The sequence below is a fragment of the Aeromonas sp. ASNIH1 genome (assembly GCF_002934285.1).
Taxonomy (GTDB): Bacteria; Pseudomonadota; Gammaproteobacteria; order Enterobacterales; family Aeromonadaceae; genus Aeromonas; species Aeromonas caviae.
The window spans coordinates 3181793-3203707 of sequence record NZ_CP026228.1; the positions used below are offsets into that span (position 1 = coordinate 3181793).

The 21915-nt window shown below is 65.2% G+C and carries 19 protein-coding genes; 5 read left to right on the forward strand and 14 right to left on the reverse strand.

Features of this window, described 5'->3' with window-relative positions; translation table 11 throughout:
- The first annotated feature begins 15 nt into the window (after positions 1 to 15).
- Positions 16 to 888 carry a protease HtpX gene (gene htpX / locus C2U37_RS15745; protein WP_010674070.1) on the forward strand — a complete coding sequence of 291 codons (873 nt, stop codon included), beginning with the start codon at positions 16 to 18 and terminating at the stop codon, positions 886 to 888.
- 80 nt (positions 889 to 968) lie between these two features.
- On the opposite strand, the gene C2U37_RS15750 is transcribed toward htpX, so the two are convergent.
- Entirely contained in the window at positions 969 to 2771 is a 1803-nt protein-coding gene (locus tag C2U37_RS15750) for a hybrid-cluster NAD(P)-dependent oxidoreductase (RefSeq protein WP_104452659.1), read from the reverse strand.
- 349 nt (positions 2772 to 3120) lie between these two features.
- Here C2U37_RS15750 and C2U37_RS15755 point away from each other — a divergent pair, with 349 nt between their 5' ends.
- A complete protein-coding gene (locus tag C2U37_RS15755) occupies positions 3121 to 4782 on the forward strand; it encodes an NAD(P)-binding protein (RefSeq protein ID WP_104452660.1) in 1662 nt (553 codons plus the stop codon).
- Entirely contained in the window at positions 4779 to 8354 is a 3576-nt protein-coding gene (gene nifJ, locus C2U37_RS15760; RefSeq protein WP_104452661.1) for a pyruvate:ferredoxin (flavodoxin) oxidoreductase, read from the forward strand. Before C2U37_RS15755 ends, nifJ begins: the two co-directional genes overlap by 4 nt.
- 161 nt (positions 8355 to 8515) lie before the next feature.
- Here nifJ and C2U37_RS15765 read toward each other — a convergent pair whose 3' ends face one another.
- The 6 genes from C2U37_RS15765 to C2U37_RS15790 form a co-directional block, all read right to left on the reverse strand.
- A complete protein-coding gene (locus tag C2U37_RS15765) occupies positions 8516 to 8731 on the reverse strand; it encodes a YdcH family protein (protein WP_005313020.1) in 216 nt (71 codons plus the stop codon).
- Between the two features lie 276 nt (positions 8732 to 9007).
- Positions 9008 to 9598: a hypothetical protein gene (locus C2U37_RS15770; protein ID WP_039039859.1), complete on the reverse strand. Its 591-nt coding sequence runs from the start codon at positions 9596 to 9598 to the stop codon at positions 9008 to 9010.
- An 11-nt stretch (positions 9599 to 9609) separates the two neighbouring features.
- Positions 9610 to 10956 carry an MATE family efflux transporter gene (locus C2U37_RS15775; protein ID WP_104452662.1) on the reverse strand — a complete coding sequence of 449 codons (1347 nt, stop codon included), beginning with the start codon at positions 10954 to 10956 and terminating at the stop codon, positions 9610 to 9612.
- Between the two features lie 122 nt (positions 10957 to 11078).
- Positions 11079 to 12902, reverse strand: a complete 1824-nt coding sequence (locus tag C2U37_RS15780) for a SulP family inorganic anion transporter (RefSeq protein WP_104452663.1) — start codon at positions 12900 to 12902, stop codon at positions 11079 to 11081.
- A gap of 70 nt (positions 12903 to 12972) precedes the next feature.
- Positions 12973 to 13557, reverse strand: a complete 585-nt coding sequence (locus C2U37_RS15785) for a nucleotidyltransferase family protein (RefSeq protein WP_104452664.1) — start codon at positions 13555 to 13557, stop codon at positions 12973 to 12975.
- Complete coding sequence (locus C2U37_RS15790) at positions 13547 to 13804, reverse strand: GNAT family N-acetyltransferase (RefSeq protein WP_041212700.1); 258 nt, start codon at positions 13802 to 13804, stop codon at positions 13547 to 13549. Before C2U37_RS15790 ends, C2U37_RS15785 begins: the two co-directional genes overlap by 11 nt.
- 154 nt (positions 13805 to 13958) lie before the next feature.
- On the opposite strand from C2U37_RS15790, the gene cysM reads away from it, so the two are divergent.
- Entirely contained in the window at positions 13959 to 14849 is an 891-nt protein-coding gene (cysM, locus tag C2U37_RS15795; protein WP_104452665.1) for a cysteine synthase CysM, read from the forward strand.
- A 15-nt stretch (positions 14850 to 14864) separates the two neighbouring features.
- Here cysM and C2U37_RS15800 read toward each other — a convergent pair whose 3' ends face one another.
- The 4 genes from C2U37_RS15800 to C2U37_RS15815 are packed head-to-tail and all read right to left on the reverse strand — an operon-like array spanning position 14865 to position 18612.
- Entirely contained in the window at positions 14865 to 16049 is a 1185-nt protein-coding gene (locus tag C2U37_RS15800) for an iron-containing alcohol dehydrogenase (RefSeq protein ID WP_104452666.1), read from the reverse strand.
- Between the two features lie 16 nt (positions 16050 to 16065).
- Positions 16066 to 16593: a hypothetical protein gene (locus C2U37_RS15805; RefSeq protein ID WP_104452667.1), complete on the reverse strand. Its 528-nt coding sequence runs from the start codon at positions 16591 to 16593 to the stop codon at positions 16066 to 16068.
- Positions 16583 to 17173, reverse strand: a complete 591-nt coding sequence (locus tag C2U37_RS15810) for a TetR/AcrR family transcriptional regulator (RefSeq protein ID WP_043155215.1) — start codon at positions 17171 to 17173, stop codon at positions 16583 to 16585. The genes C2U37_RS15805 and C2U37_RS15810 overlap by 11 nt, the downstream gene beginning before the upstream one ends.
- A gap of 8 nt (positions 17174 to 17181) precedes the next feature.
- Positions 17182 to 18612, reverse strand: coding sequence for a coniferyl aldehyde dehydrogenase (locus tag C2U37_RS15815; RefSeq protein ID WP_104452668.1), 1431 nt, complete (start codon positions 18610 to 18612; stop codon positions 17182 to 17184).
- A 212-nt stretch (positions 18613 to 18824) separates the two neighbouring features.
- Between C2U37_RS15815 and C2U37_RS15820 the strand changes: the two genes are divergently transcribed.
- Entirely contained in the window at positions 18825 to 19118 is a 294-nt protein-coding gene (locus tag C2U37_RS15820; protein WP_104452669.1) for a hypothetical protein, read from the forward strand.
- Positions 19119 to 19172: 54 nt separating this feature from the next.
- Here the strand turns inward: C2U37_RS15820 and C2U37_RS15825 are convergent, their stop codons facing one another.
- The 3 genes from C2U37_RS15825 to C2U37_RS15835 all read right to left on the reverse strand — a co-directional run bounded on the left by C2U37_RS15825 (position 19173) and on the right by C2U37_RS15835 (position 21915).
- Entirely contained in the window at positions 19173 to 19631 is a 459-nt protein-coding gene (locus C2U37_RS15825; protein ID WP_102948184.1) for a C40 family peptidase, read from the reverse strand.
- A gap of 106 nt (positions 19632 to 19737) precedes the next feature.
- The gene (locus C2U37_RS15830; RefSeq protein WP_010674086.1) at positions 19738 to 20652 is read right to left on the reverse strand and encodes a hydrogen peroxide-inducible genes activator; all 915 of its coding nucleotides are present in this window, start codon (positions 20650 to 20652) and stop codon (positions 19738 to 19740) included.
- A gap of 297 nt (positions 20653 to 20949) precedes the next feature.
- A complete protein-coding gene (locus C2U37_RS15835; RefSeq protein WP_104452670.1) occupies positions 20950 to 21915 on the reverse strand; it encodes an alpha-L-glutamate ligase-like protein in 966 nt (321 codons plus the stop codon).

Consider the following 21915-nt stretch of genomic DNA (forward strand, 5'->3'; position numbering starts at 1 on the left):
TCACAAGGAGTCAATATGAAGCGAATTATGCTATTCCTGGTGACCAACCTGGCCGTCATGCTGGTGCTGGGGGTGGTACTCAATATCCTGTTCTCGGTTCTGGGGATCAACAAGTCCAGCATTTCCGGTCTGTTGGTGTTCTGCGCCGTGTTCGGTTTTGGGGGTTCCTTTATCTCCTTGCTGATGTCCAAGTGGATGGCCAAGCGCAGCTATGGCGTCCAGGTCATCGAGCAGCCCCGCAACGAGACCGAGCACTGGCTGGTGAGCACTGTTGCCCGTCAGGCCCGTGAGGCTGGCATCAAGATGCCGGAAGTGGGGATCTACGACTCCCCCGAGATGAACGCCTTTGCCACCGGCGCCCGCCGTGACGACTCCCTCGTCGCCGTCTCCTCCGGTCTGCTCTACAGCATGAGCCGCGACGAGGCGGAAGCCGTGCTGGCCCACGAGGTGAGCCACGTGGCCAACGGCGACATGGTGACCCTGACCCTGATCCAGGGGGTGGTGAACACCTTCGTGATGTTCTTCGCCCGCATCGTGGCCGGCGTCATCAGCAACTTCTTCAGCTCCAACAACGAGGAAGAGAGCAGCAGCACCGGCGGTTTCGCCTACATGATCACCGTGTTCGTGCTGGAGATGGTGTTCGGCGTGCTCGCCTCCATCATCGTCATGTGGTTCAGCCGTCAGCGCGAGTTCCGTGCCGACGCCGGTGCCGCCAAGCTGGCCGGCCGCGACAAGATGATTGCCGCGCTCCAGCGTCTCGCCCGCGGTGCCGAGCCGCAGATGGAGGGTTCCATGATGGCGTTCGGCATCAACGGCAAGCGCTCCATGAGCGAGCTGTTCATGAGCCACCCGCCCATCGAGCAGCGCATCGCCGCCCTGCGTGGCTGATAGCCAGTCATCTAAAGAAAACGGCTGCCCTCGGGCAGCCGTTTTGCATTCCGGGGACGGGGTTTTGCCCCCCGATCACCCTATTTGATCACCAGATCCGTCAGGGGCACGGCGCAGCAGGCGAGGATCTTGCCCTCGGCCCGCTCGGCGGCGCTGATGGCGGGGGCATCGGGGTGATCCACCTCGCCCGAGACCAGGGTCTGCTTGCAACTGCCGCAGATGCCGGCACGGCAGCTCCAGGGCAGCTCTACCCCCTGCTTGTTGGCCTGATCCAGCACGGTGCCCTGGTTGTTGCCCGCAAACTCCCGCTCGCCGATACGCAGTTGCACCGCCTGATGGGGGCGGGCCACCGAGAGCAGGGCCCCGCCAAAGCTCTCCTGCCGAATGCGTGCGGCCGGTACGCCGCGCGCTGCCACTTTTGCCGCCGCATCGGCCATAAAGCCGTGGGGGCCGCAGATGAACACCTCCCGCTCCTGCAAACCCCGGATCCGGCCCAGGTGATCGTCATTCAGACGGCCGCTGAGCCCCTGCCAGTGTTTGTCAGGCTGGCTCAGGATCAGGGTGAGGGTCATTCCCTGCTGCGCCATGGCGTGCAGCTCGCTGGCGGCAGGAATGTCTGCCTCGCTGCGACACAGGTGCATGAAGTGGACGTCACCGAGCTCCCCCCGTAGTGCCAGAGTGCGGGCAATGGAGAGCATGGGGGTGACACCGGATCCCGCCGAGAGCAGCAGCAGCCTGCGCTCGGACCCTAGGTGAAACTCGCCGGCCGGGGGGGCGGCCAGCAGGTGATCGCCCACGCGCAGCTCATGGTGCAGCCAGGGGGAGAGGCGGCCATCGGCCAGCTTCTTGACGCTGATGCTGTAACGTTCGGGCCGCTCCGGCGTGGAGCTCAGGGTGTAGCGGCGTTGAACCCGTGTGTTTTTGATATCGAGGCTGATGGGCAGGTGCTGGCCAGGCAGGTAGTCGGGCAGGGGCTCGCCGTCGGCGGCTTCGAACCAGAAGGTTTCCAGATCCCGGGCCAGGGGTTCCCGGGCGACGCACACCAGCTCCCGCTTTTTCGGGGCCGCGTTGGGGTAGACCGGCGCCCGGGCCCGCTCCAGCACCTCGATCTCGCTGCCCGCCTCAATCCACCCCTCGTTCAGGGCCACCAGATTCTGGCCGAAGTAGACCTCACCATCTTCGCCACGGCGGTAGCGGGTGAGGGTGGCCAGCGGCTCTTTCAGGGCATTGAAGCGCTCCGTGCCTGCCTCCACCGTGGTCATGATGCAGCGGCTGCACGGCTTGTCCACCCGAAACTCCACCTCGCCGATGCGGATCCGCTTCCAGCCATCCTCTTCGAAGGGGCGGGTGCCGCTCGCCACCAGGTTGGTACGAAACTGGCTCATCTGGTGCAAGGCATCGGATCTCAGGTTGAGATCCTCAAGGGAAGCCTGGCTGATGAGCAGCAAGGGGTAGCCGTCCGCAAAGCTCACCCGGGTGCCGGTCTTCTCCCGAAAACGATCGGATGCCTCCCCGAGCCAGAGCAGGCGCACCGGCTCCCTCGCCACCCGGCTCAGCCACTCATCGGCGTCGGGCCCGGTGTGCAGGGCGGTAAAGCGATCCCCCCAGACACCGGTGTGCTGAGGGGCGCGACTGAACGCCGCCTCCATGAGGGCAAGGGGGGGAAGACCTGGATAGCGCAGTTGCAGCCCCCCCTCGACAGGGGTGGCCACCACCTGCTGCAACTGGGGATGGGTGCGGGCGGTGATAAAGGTGCCATCCGGTTTGACCACCATGTAGCGGCGATCCCCGGCAAGTCCCTCCTGGGTCACCTGGGCGCGCTCCAGCGGCATGCCTGCCGTCGATTTGATGGGGTAGAGATGTATGCTGGCGAGGGTCGGCATGTCCTGGTCCTTGTGCTGTGGCGATTCCTGTGAAGAGGGGAAGATAACGATTCCTGTCCCGGGCGGCAATCTTCTCCTGCTGCCCACGTCGAGGGCGGCGAGGGGGCTCGGGCGACAGGCCCGAATGGCTGCGGGGTGTGACGGGGATCCGGTTGTGAAGGGGGCGACCCATAAAGCGCAACATTTATTGATCCTGATCCACCATGTCGTACAAAAAACGGCCCATCATCGAGCCAGCTTCCAGTTTCTGACGCTTTCGCTTCTTCCCTCTCCGGCCACCGTCTGCCCAGGCAACACGGTATCAAGCGCATTCGGATGGGGCCTGTCACACAAAAGAAGAAAGCAATGTATGAGCAAACAACTGGATATGACCCCACAGCCGGATCTCTCCCAGAAAACGGGAACAGGCCCGGTCCGTACCCGGCTGCCCGTCTGGCGGCCGGCCCTGCCACCTTGCAACCATGCCTGCCCGGCTGGCGAGAACATCCAGGCCTGGCTTGCCCTGGCCGAAGCGGGCCGCTTTGAGGCGGCCTGGCAGCGCCTCATCGAAGAAAATCCCCTGCCTGCGGTCCACGGGCGGGTCTGTTATCACCCCTGCGAAAGCGTCTGCAACCGTGCCCAGGTGGATGATGCCGTCTCCATCCACGCCATCGAGCGTTTCCTCGGCGACGAGGCGCTGGCCCGTGGCTGGCAGCCTGCGCCCCCCGCACCCGCCAGCGGCAAGAAGGTGCTGGTGATCGGTGCCGGTCCCTCCGGCCTCTCCTGCGCCTGGCACCTCAATCGGCTCGGCCATCAGGTGGAGATCCGCGAAGCGGGGCCGCTGGCGGGCGGCATGCTGCGCTTCGGCATTCCCGCCTACCGCCTGCCTCGCGATGTGCTGGATCGGGAGGTGGCCCGGATCCTGGCGGCCGGGGTGACCCTGACCCTCAACCACAAGGTGGAGGACGTGCTGTGCGAGCGCGACGAGGGGGGCTTTGACGCCGTCTTCATGGCCATCGGCGCCCATCTGGCCAAGCGGGTCGATATTCCGGCCCGGGAGGCGGGCAAGATCCTCGATGCGGTGAGCTTCCTAGAACAGGCGAGTCTGGCCGAAGAGAAAGGACTACCACCGCCCAAACTGGGGCGGCGGGTGGCCATCTACGGCGGTGGCAATACCGCCATGGACGCGGCTCGCACCGCCCGCCGCCTCGGTGTGGAAGAGGCGATGATCATCTACCGCCGCGACCGGGACCATATGCCGGCTCACGCTTTTGAAGCCGATGAGGCCGAGGAGGAGGGGATCAAGATCAACTGGCTGCGCACCATCCGCCAGCTCGACAGCACCAATATCGAGGTGGAGGTGATGGCGCTGGATGCAGAGGGCAAGCCGGTGCCCACCGGCAAGTTTGAAACCCTCGAAGCAGACTCCCTCATTCTGGCGCTGGGTCAGGAGGTCGACCTCTCTGTGCTGGAGAGCATCCCCGACGTGCGGGTCAACAAGGAGGGAGTGGTACAGGTTGGCGATAACCTGATGACGGACGTGCCGGGTCTCTTTGCAGGCGGCGACATGGTGCCCTCCGAGCGCACCGTCACCATCGCCACCGGCCACGGCAAGAAGGCGGCGCGCCATATGGATGCCTGGCTGCGCGGTCGCCTCTACCACAAGCCGCTCTCCCATTTGCAGGCAGGGAAGCCGCTGGTAGGGCCCGAGCAGTTGCAACTCTGGTTCCAGACCCACGCCCCGGCCAGCAGTCAGCCGGTCAAACCTCCCTCGGCGCGGGATGACTTTGGCGAGATCATCGGTGGGCTGGATGAGGTGGCCGCCCGCTACGAGGCTGCGCGCTGCTACTCCTGCGGCAACTGCTTCGAGTGCGACGGCTGCTATGGCAGCTGTCCCGAGCAGGCCATCGCCAAGCTGGGGCCGGGTCTGGGGTATCAGGTGGATGCCGAGCGTTGCACCGGCTGCGGTGCCTGCCATGACCAGTGCCCCTGCCACGCCATCCTGCTGCGCCAACCGGAGGAGTACCAATGAAACATGAACTGATCATGGTTGACGGCAACGAAGCCGCGGCCCGGGTGGCGTACCAGCTGAGCGAAGTGTGTGCCATCTACCCCATCACCCCGAGCTCGACCATGGCCGAACTGGCTGACGCCTGGGCGGCAGAAGGGCAGACCAACCTGTGGGGCAACATCCCCACAGTGGTAGAGATGCAGAGCGAAGGGGGAGCGGCCGGCACGGTGCACGGCGCCCTGCAGGCGGGGGCGCTCGCCACCACCTTCACCGCCAGCCAGGGGCTGATGCTGATGCTGCCCAACATGTACAAGATCGCCGGCGAGCTCACCTCGGCGGTGTTCCATGTGGCGGCCAGATCGCTCGCGGCGCAGGGGCTGTCGATTTTTGGCGACCATCAGGACGTGATGGCGGCGCGCAGCACCGGTTTTGCCATGCTTGCCTCCGGCTCGGTGCAGGAGGCGCAGGACCTGGCCCTGGTCGCCCACAGCGTCACCCTGCAATGCCGGGTGCCCTTTATCCACTTCTTCGACGGTTTTCGCACCTCCCACGAGGTGAACAAGATAGTCGCCCTGCACAAAGATGAAATTCGGGCGCTTATCGACAACGACTGGGTGCGTGCCCACCGTTCGCGGGCCCTCAACCCGGATCATCCGGTGATGCGCGGCACCGCCCAGAACCCGGATACCTATTTCCAGTCCCGCGAGAGCGTCAACCCCTTCTACGAGGCGGTACCGGCGCGGGTGCAGCAGTGCATGGAGAGCCTCGGCGAGCTGACCGGCCGCCACTACCGGCTGGTGGAGTATCACGGCGCGCCCGATGCCACCGATGTCATCGTGCTGATGGGCTCGGGGGCGGCCACCGCCCGCACGACGGTGGATTGGCTCAACCAGCAGGATCGCAAGACCGGGGTGCTGGTCATTCGCCTCTATCGTCCCTTCCCGGTGCAGGCGCTGCTCGACGCGCTACCGCAGAGCGTGCGGCGCATGGCGGTGCTGGATCGTACCAAGGAGCCGGGGGCAGGCGGCGAGCCGCTGCTGCTGGATGTGCAGAGCGCCCTCATCGACGGCTTGCAGCGCGGCCTTATCAAGCGGCTGCCGTGGCTCAGTGGTGGCCGCTATGGCCTCTCTTCCAAAGAGTTCACCCCTGCCATGTGCGCGGCGGTGTTCGAGGAGCTGGCATCCGACGCGCCGCGCCCGCGCTTTACGGTGGGGATTGTCGATGACGTGTCGGGCCTCAGTCTGGCTTGGCACCCCATCGGCGATCTGGAACCTGCCAGCCGGGTGCGCGCGCTCTTCTTCGGTCTTGGCGCCGACGGCACGGTGGGCGCCAACAAGAACAGCATCAAGATCATCGGCGAGCTGGAGGGCTTCCACGCCCAGGGCTACTTCGTATACGACTCCAAGAAGTCGGGTTCGCGTACCGTCTCCCACCTGCGCTTTGGCCCCGAGCCCATCGACGCCCCCTGGCTTATCGAGCAGGCGAGCTTTATCGGTTGCCACCAGTGGGGCTTCGCCCTGTCGGTCGATCTGCTGGAGCATGCCGCAGAAGGGGCGACCCTGCTGCTCAATGCTCCCTATGAGCCTGAGCGGGTCTGGGCCGAGCTGCCCGAGCGGCTGCGCGCCCGCATCCGCGCCCTCGATATCCGCCTCTACTGCATCGATGGCGATCGGGTGGCCGAGCGTAACGGCATGGGCAATCGCATCAACACCATCATGCAGACCTGCTTCTTCGCGTTGGCTGGCATCTTGCCGCGGGATGAGGCGATTGCGCTGATCAAGGAGAGCATCGAGAAAAGCTATGCCCGCAAGGGGCCCGAAGTGGTTGAGCGCAACTTCGCGGCGGTGGACGACACTCTGGCTCATCTCCATCAGGTGGCCATCCCGGCCGGTGATGAGCAGATCAGCGATTACCCGCTGCCGCTGGCACCGGGTGGCAGCGAGTTTGTCCAGCGGGTCACTGGCGAGATGCTGGCGGGGCGCGGCGATCGCATCCCCGTCTCCATGCTGCCGGTGGATGGCACTTACCCCACCGCCACCAGCCGCTTCGAGAAGCGGGATATCGCCCGCGAGATCCCGATTTGGCACTCCGATATCTGCATCCAGTGCGGCAACTGCGTCTTTGTTTGCCCCCATGGGGCGCTGCGGGCCAAGTTCTACCATCAGGACTGGCTGGCGAGCGCCCCCGAGGCGGCGCAGTCGGTGCCCGTCACCGCCAAGGGCTTCCCCGACAGCCGCTACACATTGCAACTCTATCCGGAGGATTGCACCGGTTGTGGCCAGTGCGTGCAGGCCTGTCCGGTGCGGGTCGGGGCGGATGAGAGCCATGAAGGCGAGCGCGCCATCACCATGATGGACAAAACGCCCCATCTGGCTGGTCAGAAGCAGGCCCTGCGCTGGTTCGAGAGTCTGCCCTGGCCTGCTCGCGAGCGGGTGGATTTCTCCACCGTGCGCGGCACCCAGTTCCTCGAACCCCTGTTCGAGTTCTCCGGCGCCTGCGCCGGCTGTGGCGAGACCCCCTATCTCAAGCTGCTGACCCAGCTGTTTGGTGATCGCATGCTGGTGGCCAACGCCACCGGTTGCTCCTCCATCTACGGCGGCAACCTGCCGACTACCCCCTGGGCCAAAAACGGTGAAGGGAAGGGGCCGGCCTGGTCGAACTCATTGTTTGAGGACAACGCCGAGTTCGGCTTTGGTTTTCGCCTCACCGCCGATCAGCACCACGGTCAGGCAGTGGCAGCCTTGCAGGCGATGAAGGGGGAGATCGGGGAAGCGTTGGTCGAGTCGCTGATCAGCGCCCCCCAGCGGCTGGAGTCGGAGATCCGCGCCCAGCGGGGCCGAGTGGCGCAAGTGCGGGAGCGGCTGGAAGAGGTGAAGTCCGGCAAGGCTCGCGAGCTGCTCTCCTTGATTGATCAGCTGGTGCGCCGTTCGGTCTGGATAGTGGGCGGCGATGGCTGGGCCTATGACATCGGCTCATCGGGGCTCGATCATGTGCTCGCCTCCGGGCGTGATGTGAACGTGCTGGTGATGGATACCGAGGTCTACTCCAACACCGGCGGCCAGATGTCGAAATCGACCCCGCTCGGTGCAGTCGCCAAGTTCGCGGCGGGAGGCAAGACGCTGGCCAAGAAGGATGTGGCGTTGCAGGCCATCTCCTACGGCAACGTCTATGTGGCCCGCATCGCCTTTGGTGCCAACCCGCAGCAGGCGCTACAGGCGTTGCGTGAGGCCGAAGCCTATCCGGGCCCGTCGCTGATCATCGCCTACAGCCACTGCATCGCCCACGGCATCGACATGGAGCAGGGATTGGCCCAACAGAAGCGTGCGGTCGATTCGGGCCACTGGCCGCTGATGCGCTACAACCCGGTACTGCGCAGCGCCGGGCAGAACCCCTTCAGCCTCGACAGCCTGCGCCCCTCCATCCCCCTTGCCGAATATCGGCAGCAGGAGACCCGTTATAGGGTGCTGGCCCAGAGCCATCCACAGGAGGCCGAGCGGCTGATGCAGGTGGCGCAACAAGTGGCGTGGCAGAAGTGGGCCACCTACGAGGAGATGGCCACCCGCGAGGCCAGCCATTTCCATCCGCCGGTGTGATCATGGGATGAAACAGGTAAGACAAAGCGGGCCATTGGCCCGCTTCGTTTTCCGGTGCCAAGGGAAGTGGCCGTTGCCGCGCCTTGGGGCGGCCAACAAAAAGCCCGGCGTCGGGCCGGGCTGGCAGGATAAGTTGCTTATCCAGGTATTCGTCGAGGCGTCTAGTGTGGATGTTGTTTGAGGATGTCGTATATCTCCTCTTTCAGTTTAAGTTTCTGTTTTTTCAGATCCTTCACCTCGGAGCTGTAGTCGCTGGCGTGGTGTTTCTCCAGCTTTCTGATCTCCGCATCCAGGTCGTTGTGCAAGTCAAACTTCTTCTGGAAATGGACATCACTGCTCTTCAGTTTCGAGATGAGATCTCTGTACTCCGGAAACATGTAATGAAGCCTCCTTGTTGTCGTTTGATTGTGCCTGCAAGACCAAAGTACCCCTTACTGCCGGGGAGAAACGTGATCCCGATCCAATTCGGGGCCACGGATTTGCTGCATGGGAAGGGCGATTTTTAACTGTTTGAATTACAAGATGATTGCCTGCTGACCCAGGGGCAGCAGAGGAAAGAAGCGGGATCCGCTTCACATTCGGGAGAGGGGGTCTGCAACGGGGCGGGCAACAGAAAGGGGCGCGAGGCCCCTGACTGGAAACGGGTGAGCCGTTTACTCTTTTTTCTTTTTCTTCTCGGGCAGGGGCTTGCCGTCTCTGGCAATCACCTTGCCTGCCTCGAAACCGATCTGCGCCGCCAGCTCTTCCAGATCCGGCGCCTTGGCCTCGTTGCCGATGGCGTACTGGTAGTTGGCGATGGAGATCTTCTCCGCCACCGGTGTGCCCGGGACGATGGGCTCGCGCCAGCCCTGGCCGATGTGGGCCACCAGGGTGCCGTTCATGATGAGCTCTCCGACGATCTCCTGGGTGGGGATGCCCTTGCCGTAGGTGAGGCCCTGCGGGTGCTTCTTGCCGACCAGGGGCTCTTGGCTTGCGGGCATCAGCTTGGTGCGGATCAGCCACTTGGGCGATTTGGTCTTGCCCACCGCCTTGCCGGTCTGGTACTCGTTGATCTTGATGGTCTTGATCATCTGGGCCGTGAACTCCTTGGTCAGGGCCTTCTGGGCTTCGCTGGTCTCGTCGATGACGATGGGGGCCACATACCAGGTCTGGGGAGCCTGCGCCTTGGGGGTCGCCGGGGCGGTTTGCGCCATGGCGAGCGGGCTGAGCAGGATGGCCGTCAACAAGAGTCCGATTTTCTTCATGGTGATTCCGCTTATGTTTCGACAAGAATTTTGTTTTGCCAGCGACGACTGCGCCAGCGCCAGAACATGGCCAGACCGCGCACCCACTCGTCGCAGGCGAGGGCCAGCCAGATGCCTACCAGGCCATAGCCCTGCATGATACCAAGGAAATAGGCCAGGGGAACGGCAATGCCCCACATGGAGACGAGCGCCATGTAGAGCGGGAAACGGGCATCCCCGGTGGCGCGCAGGGCGTTGATCACCACCAGATTGAAGGTGCGACCGGGTTCGAGGATGAGGCTGATGAGGAAGAGCTGCGCCACCTGGGTGATGATGTCGGCGTCGTCGGTGAACAGGCTGATGATGGCGCGGCCGTTGAGGGCGGCGGCGATGGCGATGACGGCGGTGACGATGAGGCCGAGTTTCAGGCTCTTCATCAGTTGGCGATAGGCTTGATCGAAGCGTCGGGCTCCCGCCAGGTGGCCGATGATGATCTCGTTGCCAAGGCCGATGGAGAGGCCGAACAGCAGGATGAACAGGCAGATCTGGAAGAAGTAGGACTGGGTCGCCAGCGCCTTGTCGCCGAGCAGGCCGACGAAGGCGGTCACCACCATGAACTGCAGCATCCAGGAGAGGTTCTCCCCCGCCGCCGGCAGACCGATGTGCAGTACCTTGTCCAGCATGGCGCGGCTTGGGCGGACGATCTCGGGCAGACGCAGCCGGATGCCGGTCTTGCGTGCCACCAGCCACACCAGCAGCACCACCCCGACGATGCGCCCGGCCACCGTGCTGATGGCGACCCCGGCGACCCCGAGCTGGGGCAGGCCGAACCAGCCATAGAGCAGCAGCAGGTTGCCGACGAAGGTGATGAGGTTGACGATGAGGGTCACGTACATCGCCTGACGGGTGTGGCCGTGAGCGCGCAGGGTGGCGGCCAGGCAGAGCGCCGCCGCTTCCGGCAGCAGGCACAGGCCGATGATCTGCAGGTAGAGGGTGGCATCGCTCATCAGGTTGGCGGGCAGGTTCATCAGCGCCAGCATGGTACTGGCCCCGGCGATGACGCCGACCGCGGCCACCAGTCCCACCAGCAGGTTGAAACCGATGGCGGTGTGGATGACGACGCGGGCTTTTTCCTTGTCTCCCGCCCCCAGATACTGGGTGATCACCACGCTGGTGCCGATGCTGACGAAGCTGAACAGGGTGATGGCGAGATCGAAGACCTGGTTGCCCACCGCGAGGGCCGCCACCCCCTGATAGGAGACGTGGCCCACCATGAAGGTGTTGAGGGCCCCGGTCAGAAAGTGAAGGGCCAGATCGATGAACAGTGGCCAGGTCAGGGCGAAGAGGGAGCCCGGGCCCGCGTGGGATTGAGTCTGCATGGGATATCCAGGTGCTGGCGATGGCCCTCGTCAGGGCCAACTGGAGGGGCATTTAACACCAAGCGGGGGCGGGGTGCAATCCTGGCCGCAGGAGGAGGGGACCTGCGACCAGGGGATGTGTCTCAGACCGGCGTGGCGCCGGCCTCCTGCTCGCTGGGGCGGGTGAGGCGCGCCGAGTCGGGCAGGTCGTCATCGTGCGGCCAGCGGGTGAGCAGGGCATCCGTGGTGCTCTCCACCCCCTCGTCGTCCCGGAACACCGGTTCCCGGTAGCAGCGGGTCATGCGCAGGGCCTGATACATGTCGGGGCAGAGGATGATGCCATCCTCGCCGACCCGGATCCCGGCCTGCTTGAGCCACAGGCTCATCTGGCCGTGGCGACCGGCCATCACCATGTGGATGCCGCGCCGTTTCAGATCCTTGTGCAGCTCCCCCAGCATGCTCATCACGCTGATGTCCTGATGGGTGAAGCAGGCCACCGCATCCACCACCAGGCATTTGGGGCTGTGGGGATCCTGCACCAGCAGCGCCAGTACCCGCCGTTTGAAGTAGGGGGCGTTGAAGTAGGTGAGCGGCGAGTTGAAGCGATAGACCAGGATGCCGGGAATGGCCTTGGCCTGCTCGTTGTCTCCCAGGGTGCGTACGACCCCTTCGTCGTCCATGCCGAGCAGCTGGTCGGTGGGGCGCATCACGTTGCGTAGGAACTGGAACAGCCCCAGCAGGACCGCGAGGGTGATGCCCGGAATGACCCCCATGGTGAGCACGCTGACAAAGGTCACCAGGGCGAGCCAGAAGGCGGCGCGGTCCGAGTCGCGCAGAGCCCAGAGGCCGCGAAAATCCGTGAGCGACAGGGAGGCCATCACCAGCACCACCCCGAGGGCGGCGGTGGGGATGTATTGCAGCGGCGCCGTCAGGTAGAAGGTGACCAGGGCGATGACGGCGGCGGCGATGATGGATACCAACTGGCTCTTGCCGCCGTTGGCGTCGTTCACCGCGGTGCGCGAATCCGCCCCGCTGATGGCAAACCCCTGGGAGGCGGCCGCCGCCAGGTTCGCCATGCCCAGCGCCCTAAACTCCTTGTCCGCATCAATCTCGTAGCCGTTCTTGGCGGCGAAGCTGCGGGCGGTGAGCATCATGGAGACGAAGCTCACCATGGCGAGGTTGAGGGCGGGCAGCACCAGCTCACGGATAAGCCCGGGGGGAAAGTCCGGCATCTGGAAGGCGGGCAGCCCCGAGCCGATGGTCCCCAGGGTGGCGATGTCGACGCGGCCGAGATTGAACAGCCACACCAGGGCCGCCGTCACCACCATGGCCACCATGGAGGAGGGCCAGGCCGGTCTGTAGCGCTTGGCCAGCAGCAGGGTGAGCAGAGCGGTCAGGCTCATGGCCAGGGTGGGCAGATGGGTCTGGGTAATGTAGCTGGTGCCGTTCAGGATCCGCTCTATCAGGTAGCGCTCGCTGAAGGTGAAACCGAAGATCTTGGAGAGCTGGCCCACCATGATGGTGATGGCCACCCCGTTGAGCAGCCCCATCAGGATGGGGCGGGAGAGAAAGTCTGCCAGCACCCCCAGCTTGAAGCGGCTAGCGATGAGGCACCAGAAGCCGGTCATGGCGGTCATGGTCATCACCAGTTGCCAGTGACGGGTGGGATCCCCGGCGGCGAGCGGCGTTACCACGGCGGCGATCACCGCGCAGGTGGCGGCATCCGGACCGACGATGAGCTGACGGGAGGTGCCAAAGAGGGCATACACCACCATGGGCAGGATGCAGGAGTAGAGGCCGACGATGGCGCCTACCCCGGCGAGCTCCGAATAGGCGATGGCCACGGGCAGGGCCACGGCCGCGACCGAGAGGCCAGCGCGAAGATCCGGCATCAGCCAGGCCCGCTGGTATTGCAGCAAGGCGGCGAGCCCCGGCAGCCAGCGCTCGAGAGAGAAGAAGTCGCGCATTATTTAACCCATTGAGTTACAAACATCTTTTTCTTAGTGTGCCCAAGGTCGTCGGCCCTTTGCAATCCGCTCATGGCCAGTTCACCACAAGGTCAGGCCAGATGCGTTGCCACTCCTTGGCCCTGACCCGTTCGCTAAAGATACGGCTCTCCTGGCGACAGCGCGGATTGGGGCTCACCACCAGGGACCAGTTGGGGGCAAAGCCGTAGGGGGCCAGCCACTCGAACGCATCATCTGCCAACAGGCGGACCCCGATGCAGGTGGGTATTTCCACCCAGTGGCTGAGGGCCGAGAGCGAGCTGGCAAAAGGAGGCACCTGCTGGCGCAGATGCATGCGGGCCTGGTTGCGCACCTCCCACAACTGGCCCGGCATCCTGGCGGCGAGCCAGGCTTCGTGATCGGCCTCCTTCAATCCAGTCGGATCAGCGCTGTCCAGATAGATAAGATCGATGTCGTTGAGCGGGGTGGGTTCGGCCTTGTGATGGAGGTGATCCCAGATGAGGTTGCGCACAAACCCCGCCCCCAGGGCCCAGTCGGGCAGCGCCAGCTCCCGCGCAGCCCGGAGGCAATCCATGCGCGGGTGATCAGCTCGCAGCAGGGCCTCGGTGCAGGCTCGCAGGTGCGCCTCCCGCAGCGGCCCGGCTTCAACCGGCATTGCGGCGCAACCAGACGTCGATGTAGCTGCAGCTCGGCACTATGGTGAGCCCCTCAGAGAGGGTCCAGTCGTAGAAGCGGCGGGCCAGCTTGTCGGCAATCCCCTGTCCGCGCAGCTCGGGGGGAACCTGGGTGCTGTAGGCGTCCACCGTGGTGGCGTCCAGCCGGCGATAGGCAAGGCGGGAGAGCTTGCCGTCCACGGTGCAGACAAACTGCTGCTGATCGGCCTGGTGAAGGATGTCGCTCATCGGGAGTCCTCTCTGGGTGAATGGGAAGATCAGAACATGGCGGACAGGGTTTGCCAACGCCATTCTTTGCGCCCATGGCGGGCTCGCTTACACTGGCCGGCCTGCGAATGGTCGCAAGGCAAGGTATAGAACATTGAGAGAGGATGGATCCGTCATGGCCTTCGCCACCCTGGACGAGCTGATAGGCAACACCCCGTTGCTGGCGCTGCGCCGCATCAATCCGCACCCCGGCGTCACCCTGCTGGTGAAGCTGGAGGGCAACAACCCCGCCGGCTCTGTCAAGGACAGGGCGGCGCTGAACCTCATCAGGCAGGCAGAGGCGAGTGGTCACTTAGCGCCAGGAGCCCGGCTCATCGAGGCCACCTCCGGCAATACCGGCATCGCGCTGGCCATGGTGGCGGCGTCCCGGGGTTACCGGATGCGACTCATCATGCCGAGCAACATGAGCCAGGAGCGGCGCGACGCCATGCAGGCCTACGGCGCCGAGCTGGTGCTGGTGGAAGAGGGCATGGAAGCGGCGCGAGACCTCGCCCTGGCCATGCAGGCGCGGGGGGAGGGGCTGGTGCTCGATCAGTTCAACAACCCCGCCAACCCGGATGCCCACTACCGCTCCACCGGCCCCGAGATCTGGCGCCAGAGCGGCGGGGCTGTCACTCACTTCGTCTCGGCCATGGGCACCACGGGCACCATCATGGGGGTCTCCCGCTACCTCAAGGAGCAGAACCCGGCGGTGGCGGTGATCGGCCTGCAACCGGCCGAGGGGAGCCAGATCCCCGGCATTCGCCGCTGGCCCGAGGCCTACCGGCCCGCCATCTTCGAGCCTGCGCGGGTCGATGGGGTGCTGGATGTGACACTGGAAGAGTCCCTCGTCATGATGCGCCGCCTGGCGCGGGAAGAGGGCATCTGCTGCGGCGTCAGCTCGGGTGGCGCCGTGGCCGGGGCCTTGCGGGTGGCGGCAGAGATCGGGCAGGGGGTGGTGGTGGCGATCATCTGCGATCGGGGGGATCGCTACCTCTCCACCGGGGTCTTCACCCCCGATGCCTGACGGGCAAGGGGCCTGCTACTCCCAGGCCCGCTCCAGCAGGACCAGCAACTGTTCCCTGTCTGCATCCTTGCGGTTGTAGAGCAGGGCGCCGTCGTTGATGGCGAGATCCCGGATCCCGGGCAGCAGCGCCTTGTCGGTGAGACCCGCCTCCCGCAGGGTGCGGGGCAGCTTGACCGTCTGCCACAGGGTATCGCGCAGTGTCTGCAACGCCTCGATGGTGGCCTGGGGTCTCCCCTCGGCCGGGGTCGCGGCAAAGCGCTCCGGCCCCACCAGGGGCAGCAGCAGGCGGGCGAGCTCGGGGTCGATGCCGGGCCGGTTGTAGTCGAGCACGGTGGGCAGGAAGAGGTTCATGCAGAGGCCATGGGGCAGGTGGCAGCGCGCCCCCAGACTGTGGCCAAGGGCGTGCACCAGCCCCACCATGGAGTTGGAAAACGCCATGCCCGCCAGGGTGGAGCCCTCCGCCAGTTGCAGCCGCAGACCCTTGTCTGTCGGGTGGGCCAGCACCCTGGGCAGGGCGGTGGCAATCTTCTCCACCGCCATCAGGGCCAGGGCGTCACTGACCGGGTTCTTGCCGTTGCCGATGAAGGCCTCGATGGCGTGGGTCATGGCATCCATGGCGGTGGCGGCGGTGATGGGCAGCGGCAGCCCCAGGGTGAAGCGGGGATCCAGCACCGCCAGCCGGGGCAGCAGGAAGGGGGAGGTGAAGGGCACCTTGCGCCCGCTCCCTTCATCCTTGATCACTGCCACCAGGGTCACTTCGGAGCCGGTCCCCGCCGTGGTGGGGACCACCGCCAGGGGGTTGAGGGGACGGGTCAGGCAATCCGCTCCGGCATAGTCGAGCAGCCGCTCGCCCCCCAGGGTCGCCAGTATGTTCACCGCCTTGGCGGTGTCGATGACGGAGCCGCCGCCAAGGGCCAGCAGGCTGTCACAGCCCAGCTCCCGGTAGTGGCGGGCGATCCGCTCCACCACGGCGGTGGAGGAGTCTGCAGGGATCTCGTCCCAGATGGCGGCGACCGGCAAGGCCCCTTCGGCCATCACATCGGCCAGCAGGGTGGCGAGCCCACTGCCGCTGACCCCCTTGTCGGTGAGAAGCAAGGGGCGGCCAGCTCCCAATCCCCTCAGGGCATCCGGCAACTGTTCCAGTGCCTGCTCCCCCGCCATCAGCTTGACCGGGCAGAAAAAATCGTAATAACGGCTCATCCCGTTCTCCTCGTGTTCAAGCGGTCAGCAGACCCAGATAGATGTGGCAGGCCCGCGCGAGCTTGCGATGCGGGTCCGGGTAGTGGCGAAGCAGGGGCCGCGCGATGAAGGCGGGCAGGATCAGGCTCTGCAACTGCTCAAGCGCCCGCACCAGGTGCATGGCCGCGTCGAGATCCCCCTCCACCAGCAGCCGGTTTTCGCAAAAGGCCTGGTTGATGCCGAGGCGAAAGCTGAGGGCGCGAAAGGCGACGGCGGGGTGCTTGAAGCGCACCCGCAGGGGGTGGGGGCCGTCATGGGCACAGGTCGAATGCGCCCTGCCAGCCTCCTCACCGCAGTGCCAGCGCCCCGCGAACTTGTAGAGACTCAGCCCCCGGGTCATGCCGTTTACCTCCAGCCTGATGGTGAGGCCATCCGGCAGGGGGGCAAGCTCGCGGCGCACCGCCTCGTCGACCCGGGCGGCGCGGCACAGGGTGCGGCCGATGATCCAGAGCAGGCTGCCAATCCAGAGGCGCCTGCCGGTGGCAAGCAGGGCGTCAGGGCGCATGAGAACCTCCGCTGATGGCGGACCAGAAGAGGGCGAAGGCGCTCTCCTGCCAGTGGGGGTCTTCCCCCAGTTCAGGCTGATCGACAAAGAGGGAGGCGCAGGCCAGAAACTGGCCCTGGCACACCTCCAGCATCAGGGCCGGCGGGGCCGACATCAGCTCGCCGCTGGCCTGGCCCCGGGCGAGCAGGCTCGGCAGAAAATGCAGGGTCTCCGCCAGGATCTGGCTGCGCAGGGGGCGGGCCAGCAGGGGGGAGTGGAAAAAGCCCAGCACGAACCTGAGCTCACGGGGGTGGGCCTGCATCCAGCCCATGGCCTGGTGCCAGTAGTGGCGGGCCTGCTCCTGGAGCGGCAGGGCGGCATCGGCCTCGGTGATGGCGGCGCCAAGGCGCAGCTTGATGTCCTGGTAGAGGCTCTGGATCAGCACCTCCTTGCTGGGAAAATGATGAAACAGGGTGCCATTGGCCACCCCGGCCGCCTTGGCGATGCGGGCGGTGGCGGCGCCCTGCAGGCCATCCTCCGCGCACAGGGCCAGGGCGGCATCCAGGATCTGGCGGCGTTTGTCGGTCATGGTCTCTCGCATCTCGCCTCCTAGCGCAGGAACAGGGCCATCATCAGCCGCTGGTACCAGCGCCGATAGGGGGGGTGAATGAGGGAGCCTGTGCTGAAGCGCCCGCGACGCAGCACGGTTTTCGCCTTGGAGAAGGTGAGAAACCCCTCGCGGCCGTGATAGTGGCCCATGCCGGAGGGACCGATGCCGCCGAAGGGGGCATCGTCCGCCGCCACCTGGAACAGACTCTCGTTGATGGCCATGCCCCCGGCGTGGGTCTCCCGGATGAGGCGGCGCTGCAGCGTCTCGTCCAGGCTCATCAGATAGAGCGCCAGGGGGCGGGGCCGGGCCGCCACATAGGCCAGGGCCTCCTCGATGTCGTCATAGGGCACCAGGGGCAGCAGGGGGCCGAAGATCTCCTGCTGCATCACCTGGCAGTGGCCGGGTACCTCGGTCAGCAGGTGGGGCACCAGTTTGCGGGTGGCGTCATCCCGGGCGGGCGTGACGCAGGGGTGGATCTGGGCACCGGCCTGCCTCGCCTCCTCCAGCCAGGCGGTGAGCCGCTCGTACTGGGGGGCGTTGATGATGGCGCCATAATCCGGGCTCTCGAGCCCTTTGGGGTAGAGGCGGCGAAAATGGGCCTGATAGGCCTCGATGAAGGCCTGCTCCTGCCCCCTCGGCAGCAGCACGTAGTCGGGGGCCACGCAGATCTGGCCGGCGTTGAGGCTCTTGCCGAAGATCATCCGCTCCACCGCCAGTGCCAGGGGCATGTCGGGAGCGATGAGACAGGGGCTCTTGCCGCCGAGCTCCAGGGTGAGGGGGGTGAGCTGGGGGGCGGCCGCGGCCATCACCAGCCGACCCACCGCCGTGGAGCCGGTGAAGATGAGATGGTCGAAGGGGAGGGCGCTGAAGGCGGCCGCGATCCCAGCATCCCCCTCGATGACCACCACCTCGTCATTGCCGAGGGCCTCATCGAGCAGGGTGCGCAGCACGGCGTTGGTGTGAGGGGTGAACTCGGAGAGCTTGATCATGGCGCGGTTGCCGGCGGCGAGGGCGCCGATGAGGGGCCCGAGGCTCAGCATCACCGGGAAATTCCAGGGCACCATGATGCCGACCACGCCGAGGGGCTGATAGTGCACCTCGACCCTGGCGGGGGCCAGCAGCAGGCCGGAATGACGGCGCTCCGGTTTCATCCACCCCTTGAGCCGTTTCTGGGTGTAGTTGATCTGCATGACGCAAGGGAGCACATCGGCGATCAGGCTGTCGTAATCGCTGCGCTGGCCGTAGTCCCGGGCCAGGGCCTGACACAGTGCCTGCTTGTGGCGCAGCAGCCCCTGCTTGAGGGCATCAAGTCTGGCACGGCGGGACGCCAGATCCGGCATGGGGGTGGCCTGGGTGGCCTGCCTGAGCCGATGCAGTTGCTCGGGGAGGGAGAACTTGTCCGGTGAGGCGGGGGTGACGGTGGTGTCCATGGCATGCTCCGCACGAAAAGTGACCGACTGATTAGTCGGTCCAAATCTAGCGATTCGTTGCCGACTTGTAAACCGGGTGAGGGCAGAGGGTGGCTGCCAGTGGGCAGCGTTGTCCGGAACTGTGTCCGGGCTCCCATTTTTGAGGCATCCGGATTGGTCTTCTATCCAATAAGGGGTAATTGTGGGGCACCAACTCGGAGGGAGAACCGCACATGACCAGGGAATTGCATAGCCTGCTGGCCCGGCTGGATGACGTGATCGCGCGCATGCCGGACAGTTTCAATACCTATGAGTTTGCCCAGAAGCTGGCGCTGCAACATCAGCAGGAGTATTTCGCCGCGGGCTACTCCCTGGCGGGCCAGGAGAAGAACCTGCTGCGCCTGCTCCACGAGAAGATTGCCCTGGCGCTGGCGAGCCATGAGGGCGTCATCGAGGGGGCCCTGCTGCCCTGCATGACCCCCTGGGGAGAGCGCGCCACCTCGCCCCGCTGGCACCGCAAGCACTGACCCGACAACAACATGAAAAGGCCCCTCGGGGCCTTTTCATGTTGGGGGTCGCACCTACTGGACCAGCCTGCGGGCCTGCCAGTAGCGGCTGTTCCAGTAGACGTTGTCGAGGCGCGAGCGGATCACGCCCTTGCTGGTGGAGGCGTGGATGAACTCACCTGCCCCGGTGTAGACCCCGACGTGGTACTGCTGCCAGCCGGTCTTGAAGAAGACCAGGTCCCCGTGTTGGAGACGGTATCTGTCCACCGGGCGGCCGAGGCTCGCCTGGGATTCCGTGGTGCGGGGCAGGGTGAAGCCCAGCACCTGGCTGTAGGCGAGCTGGGTGAAGGCGGAGCAGTCGAGACCGGCGCGGCTGGTACCGCCCATGCGATAGGGCACGCCGCGCCACTGCTGATAGAAGTTGTCGAATGCGCCGCTCTGGCGCACGGGAGGGGGAGGCTCCGGCGTGCTGGAGCAGGCGGCGAGAAGCAGGGCCAGCAGGGGCAGCAGGGGCAGCAGCAAGGTGCGAAACATCTCAACTCCTTGATAGGGCACGGGGTTCATCATAGACGATGATCCTGCCTGGAACCTGAATGACAACGGCATTGACGAGTGGCCGCCTGTGGGGGCAGCCACTGGATCACCCCGCCGGTTTGGGGGTAATGAGCGGCGTCAGCAGCTCGGCAATCTTGTAGAAGGTCTGCACCCGCGTGGTGCTGGGGCGCCACACCAGGCCTATCTCCCGATAGGGTTTCTCCCCGGGCAGGGGGATGGCGACCAGGTCCGTGTTGTCGAGGATGCCCGCATCTATGGCCATCTGGGGCAGGAAGGTGGTGCCAAGACCGGCCCCCACCATCTGCACCAGGGTGTGCAGGCTGGTGGCGGCGAACGGGTTGATCTTGCTCTTGTCCCGCAGCCGACAGGCGCTCACCGCGTGCTCCGTCAGGCAGTGCTCCCGCTCCAGCAGGAAGATGCTCTGGTTGGGCAGCTCCTTGTAGTCGAACGGCATGTGCAGGCCCGCAGCCATGTGGGAGGGCATCACCATGTGGAAGGGATCCTGGCCGACGGTTTTGCTGTGGAAGCCGCCGATCTCCACCGGCAGCGCCAGGATCAGCAGATCGAGCTGCCCCTGCTCCAGCTGCTTGAGCAGATTGGTGGTGGTGTCTTCCCGCAGCAGCAGCTCCAGATCCGGATAGGCCTTACCGCACACCTGCAGCAGCTTGCTCAGCAGGAAGGGGGCGATGGTGGGGATGCAGCCCAGGCGCACCGTGCCGTGCATGACGCCCCCCTGCTGCTGCCCCAGCTCCATCAGATCCCGGGCGTCGGAGAGCAGGTTGCGCGCCCGCGCCACGATTTCCATGCCGACCGGCGTCATGATGAAGCTCTTGTGATCCCGCTCCACCAGTTGCAGGTTCATCATGTCCTCCAGGGTCTGGATCCCGGTACTCAGGGTCGACTGGCTGACATGGCAGGCCTTGGCGGCGCGGTTGAAATTCTTGTGCTCGTCCAGAGCGACCAGATACTGGAGCTGCTTCAGGCTGGGCCAACGTTGCATAGGAGAAACCCGATCGATGCTATCTATTTGATTTGATTAATCTACCATCGAGAAGCCCCGTTGTCGTCGACAAATCGGTGCCCCCTGGCAGGCGCACTGCCTCACGCACATGGGGTGGCCTGCGCCGATGAGCTGGTCACCCCTCATTGGTCAGGAGCTTATCCCCTTGTGCCGCGCCATTGAAGGGGCGCCGCCATGGGATGTGACGGGGATCGGCCTTCGGGTGGGGCGCCCAGCGCGCAGGAGCGGCCATAAAAAAACGCGCCGGTGGGCGCGTTTTTGCAGAAGGGGGGCGGACTATTCGTCGAAGATACCGAAGTGATCCTTGGCGAAGTTGACCCGCTGCTCCACGTTCATCTTGACCTGACCCAGCTTCTCGATGGTCTTGAGGTTGGGCACCAGGCCGCGACCGTTGGCGATCTGGATGGCAAGGCCCGGACGGGCGTTGAGCTCCAGCAGCATGGGGCCGCGGAACTTGTCCAGCACCATGTCGGTCCCGATGTAGCCCAGACCGGACATCTCGTAGCAGGAGGCCGCCAGGTTGAGCAGGGTGTCCCAGTGGGGCACCTTCAGATCATAGAGATCCAGTCCGGTGTCCGGGTGGTGGCGCAGCGGGTTGCCAAACTGCACCGCCCGCAGGGCGCGGCCGGTGCGCAGGCACAGGCCCACCCCCACGGCGCCCTGGTGCAGGTTCGCCTTGCCGTCGGAAGCCGAGGTGGAGAGGCGCATCATGGCCATCACCGGGAACCCCTTGAAGATGATCACCCGGGCATCGGGGACCCCTTCGAAGGAGTAGCCGTCGAACACGTCGTCGAAGTTGATGAGGCCTTCGACCAGCGCCACGTCGGGTTTGCCGCCGAGGGAATAGAGCCCCGCCAGGATGTTGGAGACATGACGCTCCAGATCCTGGCCGTTGGCGGCGCTGCCGTTGGGCTTGTAGAAGAGGCCGTCCTCCTGGCGCAGGATCACCAGGATCCCCTTGCCGCCGGAGCCGCGGGCCGGCTTGATGCAGAAGCCCGGCCAGTCCTTCACCAGCTCGGTGATGCGAGTCACGTCGTGCTGCTCGCGGATGGTGCCGATGAGTTCAGGCACCGTCACCCCCGCATCCAGCGCGATGCGCTTGGTCTTGAGCTTGTCATCCACCAGCGGATAGAGGCGGCGCGGGTTGTAGCGGCTGATGTAGGAGTGGTTGCGCTTGTTCATGCCGAGGATGCCTGCCTTGGACAGGCTCCACGGACTGGTGTATTTCTGCCAGAACCACAT

Bases quoted from the DNA above. Each gene is read 5' to 3' on its own strand.
- htpX (WP_010674070.1), top strand. From the start codon at position 16: ATGAAGCGAATTATGCTATTCCTGGTGACCAACCTGGCCGTCATGCTG.
- C2U37_RS15750 (WP_104452659.1), bottom strand. From the start codon at position 2,771: ATGCCGACCCTCGCCAGCATACATCTCTACCCCATCAAATCGACGGCA.
- C2U37_RS15755 (WP_104452660.1), top strand. From the start codon at position 3,121: ATGAGCAAACAACTGGATATGACCCCACAGCCGGATCTCTCCCAGAAA.
- nifJ (WP_104452661.1), top strand. From the start codon at position 4,779: ATGAAACATGAACTGATCATGGTTGACGGCAACGAAGCCGCGGCCCGG.
- C2U37_RS15765 (WP_005313020.1), bottom strand. From the start codon at position 8,731: ATGTTTCCGGAGTACAGAGATCTCATCTCGAAACTGAAGAGCAGTGAT.
- C2U37_RS15770 (WP_039039859.1), bottom strand. From the start codon at position 9,598: ATGAAGAAAATCGGACTCTTGTTGACGGCCATCCTGCTCAGCCCGCTC.
- C2U37_RS15775 (WP_104452662.1), bottom strand. From the start codon at position 10,956: ATGCAGACTCAATCCCACGCGGGCCCGGGCTCCCTCTTCGCCCTGACC.
- C2U37_RS15780 (WP_104452663.1), bottom strand. From the start codon at position 12,902: ATGCGCGACTTCTTCTCTCTCGAGCGCTGGCTGCCGGGGCTCGCCGCC.
- C2U37_RS15785 (WP_104452664.1), bottom strand. From the start codon at position 13,557: ATGCCGGTTGAAGCCGGGCCGCTGCGGGAGGCGCACCTGCGAGCCTGC.
- C2U37_RS15790 (WP_041212700.1), bottom strand. From the start codon at position 13,804: ATGAGCGACATCCTTCACCAGGCCGATCAGCAGCAGTTTGTCTGCACC.
- cysM (WP_104452665.1), top strand. From the start codon at position 13,959: ATGGCCTTCGCCACCCTGGACGAGCTGATAGGCAACACCCCGTTGCTG.
- C2U37_RS15800 (WP_104452666.1), bottom strand. From the start codon at position 16,049: ATGAGCCGTTATTACGATTTTTTCTGCCCGGTCAAGCTGATGGCGGGG.
- C2U37_RS15805 (WP_104452667.1), bottom strand. From the start codon at position 16,593: ATGCGCCCTGACGCCCTGCTTGCCACCGGCAGGCGCCTCTGGATTGGC.
- C2U37_RS15810 (WP_043155215.1), bottom strand. From the start codon at position 17,173: ATGCGAGAGACCATGACCGACAAACGCCGCCAGATCCTGGATGCCGCC.
- C2U37_RS15815 (WP_104452668.1), bottom strand. From the start codon at position 18,612: ATGGACACCACCGTCACCCCCGCCTCACCGGACAAGTTCTCCCTCCCC.
- C2U37_RS15820 (WP_104452669.1), top strand. From the start codon at position 18,825: ATGACCAGGGAATTGCATAGCCTGCTGGCCCGGCTGGATGACGTGATC.
- C2U37_RS15825 (WP_102948184.1), bottom strand. From the start codon at position 19,631: ATGTTTCGCACCTTGCTGCTGCCCCTGCTGCCCCTGCTGGCCCTGCTT.
- C2U37_RS15830 (WP_010674086.1), bottom strand. From the start codon at position 20,652: ATGCAACGTTGGCCCAGCCTGAAGCAGCTCCAGTATCTGGTCGCTCTG.
- C2U37_RS15835 (WP_104452670.1), bottom strand. From the start codon at position 21,915: ATGTGGTTCTGGCAGAAATACACCAGTCCGTGGAGCCTGTCCAAGGCA.